At 74.9% G+C, this 8,127-nt stretch carries 9 protein-coding genes; 7 read left to right on the top strand and 2 right to left on the bottom strand.

Annotation, left to right across the window (positions count from 1 at the left end; all coding sequences use genetic code 11):
• Window positions 1-77: 77 nt before the first annotated feature.
• Window positions 78-683, top strand: coding sequence for a hypothetical protein (locus tag K5S26_RS18815; protein ID WP_221859540.1), 606 nt, complete (start codon window positions 78-80; stop codon window positions 681-683).
• An 18-nt stretch (window positions 684-701) separates the two neighbouring features.
• Here the strand turns inward: K5S26_RS18815 and K5S26_RS14755 are convergent, their stop codons facing one another.
• Complete coding sequence (locus tag K5S26_RS14755) at window positions 702-1,589, bottom strand: alpha/beta fold hydrolase (protein WP_221859538.1); 888 nt, start codon at window positions 1,587-1,589, stop codon at window positions 702-704.
• 82 nt (window positions 1,590-1,671) lie between these two features.
• Between K5S26_RS14755 and K5S26_RS14750 the strand changes: the two genes are divergently transcribed.
• From K5S26_RS14750 to K5S26_RS14725, 6 genes are all read left to right on the top strand, one after another.
• Window positions 1,672-2,136 (top strand): MarR family winged helix-turn-helix transcriptional regulator, encoded by a 465-nt coding sequence (locus K5S26_RS14750; protein ID WP_221859536.1) that lies wholly within the window; start codon window positions 1,672-1,674, stop codon window positions 2,134-2,136.
• A 214-nt stretch (window positions 2,137-2,350) separates the two neighbouring features.
• Window positions 2,351-3,082: an ABC transporter ATP-binding protein gene (locus K5S26_RS14745; protein WP_221859534.1), complete on the top strand. Its 732-nt coding sequence runs from the start codon at window positions 2,351-2,353 to the stop codon at window positions 3,080-3,082.
• Window positions 3,082-3,903: a hypothetical protein gene (locus K5S26_RS14740; protein WP_221859532.1), complete on the top strand. Its 822-nt coding sequence runs from the start codon at window positions 3,082-3,084 to the stop codon at window positions 3,901-3,903. The genes K5S26_RS14745 and K5S26_RS14740 overlap by 1 nt, the downstream gene beginning before the upstream one ends.
• Window positions 3,904-3,952: 49 nt before the next feature.
• The gene (locus K5S26_RS14735) at window positions 3,953-5,206 is read left to right on the top strand and encodes a serine hydrolase domain-containing protein (RefSeq protein WP_221859530.1); all 1,254 of its coding nucleotides are present in this window, start codon (window positions 3,953-3,955) and stop codon (window positions 5,204-5,206) included.
• Window positions 5,207-5,280: 74 nt separating this feature from the next.
• Window positions 5,281-6,573, top strand: coding sequence for a sensor histidine kinase (locus K5S26_RS14730; protein ID WP_221859528.1), 1,293 nt, complete (start codon window positions 5,281-5,283; stop codon window positions 6,571-6,573).
• Window positions 6,570-7,229 (top strand): response regulator transcription factor, encoded by a 660-nt coding sequence (locus K5S26_RS14725; RefSeq protein ID WP_221859526.1) that lies wholly within the window; start codon window positions 6,570-6,572, stop codon window positions 7,227-7,229. The genes K5S26_RS14730 and K5S26_RS14725 overlap by 4 nt, the downstream gene beginning before the upstream one ends.
• Here the strand turns inward: K5S26_RS14725 and K5S26_RS14720 are convergent.
• Entirely contained in the window at window positions 7,226-8,062 is an 837-nt protein-coding gene (locus K5S26_RS14720) for an SDR family oxidoreductase (protein ID WP_221859524.1), read from the bottom strand. The two genes, K5S26_RS14725 and K5S26_RS14720, sit on opposite strands and share 4 nt — an antisense overlap.
• Between the last annotated feature and the right edge of the window lie 65 nt (window positions 8,063-8,127).

Raw genomic sequence — 8,127 nt, 5'->3', positions numbered from 1 at the left:
GGCCCGTGACGGTAAGCCGCGCATTACGGTGGACCAAGAGAAGGCCTCCACTTCGGTGACGTTAGACACCACCAATCGTGGAGGCCTTCTCCCTAACCGGGCGTCACCAACGTGCTGACCGGGTACAGCTAGCGCGGCATCGGAGCGAGGGGATCGCCGAGGACGTCACGCGCGACACCCTCGCCGACGTCGGCCGCAAGCACGCCCGCTACGGCGCCGCCGCCGTGCTGCCGTGGCTGCTCAGTCTGCTGCGGGGCGACGTCGTGTCGGCCGGACGCCTGCAGGTCGAGCGGCGCGCGGGAGCCGACGGCCACGCGCTGCACGTGCCCGAGACCGGCCCGCTGCACCCCGAGGCCGTGGACGCGGCGCTCGACCGGGCGCGGGCGCTCACGGGCGCCGACGGGTTCTCGTGCACCAGCTGGCTGCTCGACCCGGTGCTGCGCGAGCAGCTGCCGGAGACCAACATCGCCCGCTTCGCGGAACGGTTCCGGCTGGTGCGCGAGGCCGCCGACCCGGAGGCCGGCAGCCGCTCCGCCGCGCAGTTCGTGTTCGTCCGTCCGCTGTCCGAGGTGCTCGACCCCGCCGTCGTCGTCCCCGTCACGCGGCTCGAGCGCCTGGTCGCGCTCCGGCTGCGCGACGGGTCGGGGTGGCGGGAGCCCGTCGGGGTGCTGACACCCCGCTGACCCGACGCCGCGCGGCGGTCACTCGGCGTCGACGCGCTCCAGGAAGCCGCGCAGCGCCACGGCGAGCGCCGTCGGCGCCTCGAGCGCCGCGTAGTGGCCGACGCCGTCGAGGCTCTCGGTCGCGACCGTCCCCGCGGCGACCTGCGTCATCGTGTCCGCGGTGAACGCGCCGCCGCCGGCGCCGACCGCCAGCACGGGCACGGGCACCGGCCGCGCGGCGGCGAGCGCGCGCAGCTCCTCGCCCTCGGCCAGCATCGAGCGGTAGAGCCCGCTCGCCCCGCGCCAGCCCCCGGGCCGGGCGTAGGTGCGGGCGAGCTCGTCGACGTCGGCGGCCGTGACCGCCCCGGGGTCCACGCTCATGGCCCGCAGCATGCCGCCGATCAGCTCCCGCTCCCTTCCCGTGAACAGCAGCTCGGGCACGCCGGGCGCCGCCAGCGCGCCGATGTGCCACGACCCACCGTGGGTGACGTCCGCGAGCCCCTCCAGGCCGAACCCGGCCAGGCCCGTCTCGACGGCGGTGAGGCTCCGCACGTCGGACGGGTGGGCGGCGATCAGCCGGAACACCGCCCCGCCGGAGATGTCCTGCGACACGACGTGCACCGGCCCGACGCCGAGCTGCGCGATCAGCCCGTGCAGGTCGTCGGCGGCGGTGCGGCTGTCGTGGTCGTCCGCCGCGACGTCCGATTCGCCGAACCCGCGCAGGTCGACGGCGAAGACGCGGTGCTCGGTGGCGAGCAGCGGGATCAGGCGGTGGAACGCCCACCACGTCTCAGGGAATCCGTGCACGAGCAGGACCGGCGATCCCGAGCTGCCGGCCGACACGTAGTGCAGCCGCGTGGTGCCCACCTCGACGAGATGGTGGTCGACGCCGTCGACGGTCGCGGCCGGGGTCTCTTCGCTGGTCATGATGCTCCTCCTATAGACAACTTAGTTGTCTATAGGATAGTCAACCAAGTTGTCTATGTCTAGAGCGCCGTATCCTGTTCGCATGTCTCGCTCTGGCGCCGACCTCGCACTGCTGCTGCTGAGCGGCTACCGCGCGCTGGTCGAGGACGCGACCACCGAGCTCGCCGCGCGCGGGCACGAAGACTTCCGCCCCGTGCACGACTTCGCCATGCGCGCGATCGCGGCGGGTGCCGACAGCGCGTCGGAGCTGGGGCGGCGCCTGTCCGTGTCGAAGCAGGCGGCCGCGAAGACCATCGCCACCCTGCAGGAGCGCGGCTACGTCTCCCGCGGCGAGGACCCCCGGGACGCGCGGCGCAAGCGGATCGAGGTGACGCCGCTCGGCTGGGAGGCGATGCACGAGGGCGAGGCGATCTTCGACGCCCTCCGCGGCGACTGGGCGGACCGGATCGGAGTCGAGCAGCTGGAGGCCCTCGAGGCACGGCTGTCGACCCTGGTCGGCGACGCCGCCGTGCGCCCGGAGGCCGCCGGCAGGGCCGCGCAGGACTGACAGCCGGCGACCGCCCGCGAGCGCGGACGGTCGAGAGGCCGCGGCGAGTGCCATCTGGCACTCCGGGCAACGTGGCGAGTGCCATATGGCACTCGGGACGCCATGGCGAGTGCCATATGGCACTCGCCGAGCCCGGGTGGTCCTGTCGTTCCGGCCAGTCGCGACCGTCCCTCCGGCCGGGGCGCCGCACCGCGCCGCTCGCGACGCTGGAGGCATGGACACCCTCACACCCCCGATCCAGGCACGCGGCCTGCGCAAGAGCTTCCGCGGGCGCCTCCGCGTCGACGACGTCGGCCTCACCGTCGGCCCCGGCCGCATCGTCGGGCTGCTCGGCCCGAACGGCGCCGGCAAGACCACGACCATCCGCATGCTGCTCGGCCTCGCCGCACCGGACTCCGGAGAGGCGCTCGTCGACGGCCGCCCCTTCCGCGACCTCGCGGCCCCCGCCCGCACGGTGGGCGCCGTGCTGGACGCCGGGGGCCTGCACCCGGCGCGCACCGCGCGGCAGCACCTGCGCATCGCCGCCGCCCGCGCCGGCGAGGACGCCACGCGCGTGGCGGAGGCACTCGACGAGGTCGGCATGTCCGACGCCGCCGACCGGCGCATCGGCTCGTACTCGCTCGGGATGCGACAGCGGACCGCTCTGGCGACCGCGCTGCTCGCCCGTCCCGGGATCCTGGTGCTGGACGAGCCGGCGAACGGCCTCGACCCGGCGGGGATGCACTGGCTGCGCCGACGGCTGCGGTCGTTCGCCGATGCGGGCGGCGCCGTGCTGCTCTCGTCGCACCTGCTCGCCGATGTCCAGGCCATCGCCGACGACGTCGTCGTGATCGCGGGCGGCCGCGTGGCGGCCGAGACCTCGCTGCAGGAGGCGCTGACGGCGTCCGGCGGCGACCTCGAGGGGTACTACCTGCGCCTCACCGAGCCCCGGACGGAGGTGCGCTGATGCTGCGCGCAGAGCTCCTCGCCCTCTCGACGACGACGGCGACGAAGGCCACGGCGGCGACCGCGCTGGTCGGACTCGCAATCACCCAGCTCGCGTTCGTCTCGCTCCTGCCCGCGCTCGCCCGCGGCGACATCGGCCCCGGGGCCGAGGCGCTCGGCGGAGACCTTCCGGACGTCGGGCTGACCACCGGCGCCGAGCAGCTGGACGCGCTCGCACCCCTCGGCGCGGCGATGGGAGGCGGATCGCTCGGCATCGTGACGCTGGCCGTCGCGCTGCTCGGCACCATCGCCGCGACGAGCGACTTCCGCTACGGCGGCATCGTCGGCGCCGCACTCGCCCAGCCCCGTCGCGGTCGGATCGTCGTGACGAAGGCGGCGGCGACCGGCGTCGCGGCGGCGGCCCTCGGAGTCGGGCTCGCGGCTCTCAGCGCCCTCATCCTGCTGACGACGCTCGTCACGGCGGGCATCACGCTCGCCGTGGATCCGGTGGCCGTCGCCGGCGTGGTCGCCCGCGGCACCGTCGTGGTCGCCTGCCTGGCCCTGATCGGCCTGGCGGTGGGGATGATCGCGCGCAGCCAGCTCTCCGGCGTCGTGGCGATGCTCGCGGTCCTGCTGCTCGAGCCGCTGGTCTCCGGCGTCGCCCAGCTCGTCAGCGGGACCGCGCAGACCTGGACCCGCTTCCTGCCCGTGGCGCTCAGCCAGGCGGCGATCGGCGCGAGCGACGGCGGGCTGCCGCCGATCGGCGCCCTGGCCGCCCTGGTCGCGCTCACCGGCGCCCTGCTCGCGGTCGCCGCCGTCTTCCTGCGACGACGCGGCCTCTGACGCCCACACCCCACACCCCTACCCCCACACCCCTAGGAAAGGACACGAGATGAACGACAACACGACCGAGACCCGCGGCACGGCGCCGCACCTCTCGCGGCGAGCCCGCGCCCTGCTCGTCGGAGGCGTCGTCGCGGCGCTGGTGGCCGGAGCCACCGGTCTGGGCGCCTGGGCACGGGTCGCGGCGAGCACCCCCTCCGGAACGGGCGGCGCACAGGCCGCCGAGCAGGACGCCGCGCAGGGCGACCGGCTGCAGGAACGGCTGCAGCAGATCGTCGACTCCGGCTACCCCGCAGCACTCGCGACCGTCACCGCACCGGACGGCGGCCGCGTCGACGCGGTCGCCGGCACGGGCGATCGCGACACCGGCGCCGCCCCGCCCGAGGACGGCGAGGTGCGGATCGCCAGCAACACCAAGATGTTCGTCGCGACCGTCGTGCTGCAGCTCGTGGAGGAGGGGCGCGTCGACCTGGACGAGCCGATCGACTCGTACCTGCCGGGCCTGGTGGCGGGAGACGGGATCGACGGCGCCGCGATCAGCGTGCGCCAGCTGCTGCAGCACACCAGCGGCCTGCCCGAGTACGCCGACGAGGTCGCCGCGGACGCGTTCGGGGTGCAGCACGACTACATCTCGCCGCGCGACATGCTCGACGTCGCGCTGGCCCGCCCCGCGGCATCCGCCCCGGGCGAGCGGTGGGAGTACAGCAACACCAACTACCTCGTGCTCGGGCTGCTCGTCGAGCGCGTGACGCACCGCCCGCTGGCCGAGCAGATCGACGAGCGCATCGTGCGCCCGCTGGAGCTCGCGCACGCCTACTTCCCCGCCCCCGGCGAGCAGGACCTGCGCGGCGAGCACCCCCACGGGTATCACAGCGCCGACGTCGGCGAGCTGCGGGACATCAGCGAGCTCGACCCGTCGTTCGCCTGGGCCGCAGGCGCGATGGTGTCGACGCCGAGCGAGCTGAACACGTTCATGCAGGCACTGCTCGACGGGCGACTGCTGGGGGAGGCAGCGCTGGCCGAGCTGCAGACGACGGTGCCCGCCGGCGACGAGCTGTGGCCGGAGGCCGCCTACGGGCTCGGCCTGCAGCGGTACCCGCTCAGCTGCGGCGGCGTCGCGTGGGGCCACGGCGGCGACATCCCCGGCACGCAGACCCGCAACGCGGTCGGCCCCGACGGCACCGCCGTGACCATCGCGGTGACCGCGCTGCCATGGGCGATCGTCGACCAGGCCGACGAGGAGCGACTGCTCGACTCGTACCGGATCGTCGTCGATGCGCTCGACGAGACGCTGTGCGACTGAGCGCGCCCGTACGGCCCGCCGAGCCCCCGGCCGCTCCCGCGGCCGGGGGCCACAGGGCGTGGTTGACTCGCTCCATGCCCTCCCGCCCCGCCACGCCGGCGACTCCCGGCCGGGGCCTGATCCTGCCCGTGCTGACGCTCGCCGTCGCCGCCGGGTACATCGGAGCGGACGTGACGGGGGTCGTCGACGAGGTCGTCTCCCCCGATGTGCCGCCCCTGGCGCACGCCGGGCTCGTCGTGCTGCAGGCGGGGGCGCTCCTGCTCCGCGTCCGCTCCCCGTTCGCCGCTCTCGCGGCCGTCGTGGCGCTGGATCTCGCCATCCTCGCCACCAGCGGCGGGCAGCTCGGCATCGGCGCGCTCGCCGTGGCGGCCGCCGCGTACGGCGTCGTCCGCCGCACGGCCCGGCGCCCCGCCTACGCGGCGCTCGGCGCTGCTGCTGCGGCGAGCGCCGCGGTCGGCGTCGCCGCGATGATCGGCGACGGCACCGGCGCCCTCGAGATCGTCGCCGCCGCGGCCACGCGCGTCGTCGTGCTGTTCGCGGCGCCGGCCGTCGCCGCGGAGTACGCGACGGGACGGGAACGCCTGCGCGAGGCCCTGCGGGAGCGCGCCGACCTGCTCGAGCGGCAGCGCGCCGAGAGCGCCGAGCGCGAGCTGCGCGCGGGACGGACCGCGCTGGCCCGCGAGCTGCACGACATCGCCGGGCATCACCTGTCGGGCATCATCGTGAGCGCGCAGGCCGCGTCGGCCCTCACCCGCTCCGACCCCGAACGGGCGCGACAGACCCTCTCGGCGCTGCAGGACGATGCGCGCACCGCGCTGGCCGACCTGCGCCGCACGGTCGGGCTGCTGCGCGACGACGACGCCCCCGCGTCCGGCGGGAGCAGCGCGCGAGGCACCGTGAGCACCGTTCCACGGCTCGCGGCGATCGACGCGCTCGTCCACGATGCGCGCGAGCGCGGGCAGCGGGTCGAGCACGTGACCGAGGGCCCGTCGCGAACGCTGAGCCCCCTGGCCGAGACCGCGGGGTACCGGATGGTGCAGGAGTCGCTCTCGAACGCCGCGCGTCACGCGCCGGGAGCCCCCACGCGGGTCGTCGTGGAGTTCCTGCCCGACGCCGTGCGCCTCACCGTCGACAACCCGCATGCGGGCGCGACGGGCGCCGGTCACGTCGCGCGCGAGGGCTACGGACTGGCCGGCATGGCCGAGCGCGCGGCCCTGGTCGGCGCCCGCCTCGAGACCGGCCCGGCGTCCGGCGTCGGCTGGCGCAACCAGCTCACGATCCCCGCCGCGGAGCGGCCACACGACACCGCCGCGGAGCGGCCACACGACACCGCCGCGCAGCGGCGGGGAGACGAGGAGCCCGCATGATCCGCGTGCTGATCGCAGACGACCAGGCGGTGGTGCGCGCGGGGCTCGCGGTCATCCTGGGCGCCGAGGACGACATCGAGGTGGTGGGCGAGGCGTCCGACGGCGAGGAGGCCGTCGGGCTCGCCCGCGAGCTGCAGCCGGACGTCGTGTGCATGGACATCCGGATGCCCGTCGTCGACGGCATCTCCGCCACGCGCGCGATCGTCGCCGACCCCGCCGTGCAGGCGGACGTGCTGGTGCTGACGACCTTCGACGTGGACGACGACGTGTTCGCCGCACTCGAGGCCGGGGCCGCCGGGTTCCTCCTGAAGGGCGCCGACGAGGCGACGCTCCTGGGCGCGATCAGGTCGGTCGCGGCGGGCGAGGGCACCCTCGACCAGCGGCTCACGCGGCGCATCCTGCACGAGTTCTCGGCGCGCCGCGCGGCGCCCGTGGCCCGCGCGGAGCCCGGCGACGCCCACGACCTGACCGCCCGAGAGCTCGACGTCCTCCGCCTCCTCGCCGAGGGGCTGTCGAACGCCGAGATCGCCGGGCGGCTTTTCGTGGAGCCGACGACCGTGAAGTACCACCTCGCGGGCCTGCTGCAGAAGACGGGCTCGCGGGACCGCCTCCAGGTCGTGCTCTGGGGCATCCACGCCGGCATCGTCGCTCCTTAGCGGGAGGCGGGGGCGACCACCGAGTAGGCGACCTCGCGATGGGACTCGTGCTCGGCGAGCCGCGCGACGAGCGCCGCACGGACGTGCTCGTACGTGTCCGAACCGAGCGGCAGTCGCAGCGGCGTCTCGCCGGAGTCGACGAGGTCGACGATCGCGCCGGCGATCCGCTCGGGGTCGTTCGGCAGCCCGAACTCGCCCGAGGCGATGGCCCGTCGGACGTCGCCGGCCGGCGTGGCGTCATACTCGGCCATCACCGGGGCGGTGTCGAGCGACGATCCGAAGCCCGTCGGCGTGGCCCCGGGCTCGACGATGGTCAGCCCGATCCCGAACGGCGCGATCTCCTGGGCGACGGTCTCGCTGAATCCCTCGATCCCCCACTTGGACGCGTGGTAGTACGAGAAGTTCGGGTACGTCGCCTGGCCGCCCGCCGTCGAGATCTGCAGGATGCGGCCGTGACCCTGCGCGCGCAGGCGGGGCAGCGCCGCGCGCACCACCCGGATCGACCCCAGCAGGTTGGTGTCGACGACGCGCCGGATCTGCTCGTCCGAGGCCTCCTCGGCCGAGGCGAAGACGCCGTATCCGGCGTTGTTGACGACGACGTCGATCGTGCCGAGCGCCGCGAAGGCGTCCTCGACGACCCGCTCGACCTCGTCCGCGTCCGTGACGTCGAGACGGGCGGTCCAGAGCAGGTCGCCGTACCGCTCCCGCAGGTCCTGCAGCGCCTCGGGGCGGCGCAGCGTCGCGGCGACGCGGTCGCCGCGCTCGAGGAGGCGCTCGGTGAGCAGCCGGCCGAAGCCGGAGGAGGTGCCGGTGATGAACCAGGTGGTGGTCATGGTGTTCCCTTCGTCGGAGGTTCATCGCGACCGTACGAATTAGAGCCGACTCGAGGTCAAGTCGT

The sequence above is a fragment of the Microbacterium marinilacus genome, assembly GCF_019753765.1.
Classification (GTDB): domain Bacteria; phylum Actinomycetota; class Actinomycetes; order Actinomycetales; family Microbacteriaceae; genus Microbacterium; species Microbacterium marinilacus.
Note: the sequence above shows the minus strand (reverse complement) of the source record. Positions and strands in the feature narration are given on the sequence as shown.

Excerpts from the sequence above, each read along its gene's own strand:
- K5S26_RS14755 (WP_221859538.1), bottom strand. The coding sequence starts at position 1,589 with ATGACCAGCGAAGAGACCCCGGCCGCGACCGTCGACGGCGTCGACCAC.
- K5S26_RS14750 (WP_221859536.1), top strand. The coding sequence starts at position 1,672 with ATGTCTCGCTCTGGCGCCGACCTCGCACTGCTGCTGCTGAGCGGCTAC.
- K5S26_RS14745 (WP_221859534.1), top strand. The coding sequence starts at position 2,351 with ATGGACACCCTCACACCCCCGATCCAGGCACGCGGCCTGCGCAAGAGC.
- K5S26_RS14740 (WP_221859532.1), top strand. The coding sequence starts at position 3,082 with ATGCTGCGCGCAGAGCTCCTCGCCCTCTCGACGACGACGGCGACGAAG.
- K5S26_RS14735 (WP_221859530.1), top strand. The coding sequence starts at position 3,953 with ATGAACGACAACACGACCGAGACCCGCGGCACGGCGCCGCACCTCTCG.
- K5S26_RS14730 (WP_221859528.1), top strand. The coding sequence starts at position 5,281 with ATGCCCTCCCGCCCCGCCACGCCGGCGACTCCCGGCCGGGGCCTGATC.
- K5S26_RS14725 (WP_221859526.1), top strand. The coding sequence starts at position 6,570 with ATGATCCGCGTGCTGATCGCAGACGACCAGGCGGTGGTGCGCGCGGGG.
- K5S26_RS14720 (WP_221859524.1), bottom strand. The coding sequence starts at position 8,062 with ATGACCACCACCTGGTTCATCACCGGCACCTCCTCCGGCTTCGGCCGG.